Genomic DNA, 525 nt, shown 5'->3' with positions numbered 1-525 from the left:
GTGCCCGACATCAACGGGGTGTGCAACGTGTTCGGGACCTTCGAGATCACCGCGAACCCCACGAACCCCGACAACACCAGGATCGCGATGTTCGCCAACAATTCGGTATACATCTAGGACACACCCTCCTCACGGGTGACGCAGGACGCGGCGAGGACCTCGTCCGAGAAATCGGGGGCCAGCGCCCCGTCGACGAGCATCAACTCGAGCAGCGCGGAGATGTTCTTCGAGTACAGCTCCGAGGCGTGCTCGGGCATGCTGGCGGGCAGGTTCAGCGGCGAGCAGATCGTCACCCCGTGCTTGACCACGGTCTGCCCGGGTTCGGTGAGCTCGCAGTTACCACCGGTCTCGCCGGCCAGGTCGACCACCACGGAGCCGGGCTTCATGCCCTCCACCGCGGCCGCGGTCACCAACCGGGGCGCCGGACGGCCCGGCACCAGCGCGGTGGTAATGACCACGTCGAAGCCCTTGATCGCGTCCTCGAGCGCCTGCTGCTGCTGCGCCCGCTCCGCCTCGGTCAGCTCG

1 protein-coding gene and 1 pseudogene are annotated in these 525 nt (G+C 67.2%); both read right to left on the bottom strand.

Annotated features, from left to right (window positions below; all coding sequences use genetic code 11):
* The coding region (locus AZG88_RS50920; RefSeq protein ID WP_197487994.1) for a proton-translocating transhydrogenase family protein at positions 1-113 on the bottom strand (113 nt) is incomplete at its 3' end.
* Positions 114-525: pseudogene (locus tag AZG88_RS36080) on the bottom strand (NAD(P)(+) transhydrogenase (Re/Si-specific) subunit alpha); the annotation flags it as partial.

This window comes from Rhodococcus sp. LB1 (genome assembly GCF_001583455.1).
In the GTDB taxonomy this organism is placed as follows: domain Bacteria; phylum Actinomycetota; class Actinomycetes; order Mycobacteriales; family Mycobacteriaceae; genus Rhodococcus_F; species Rhodococcus_F opacus.
The sequence above is the reverse complement of the archived record's forward strand: the minus strand, read 5'-3'. Positions and strand labels throughout refer to the sequence as shown.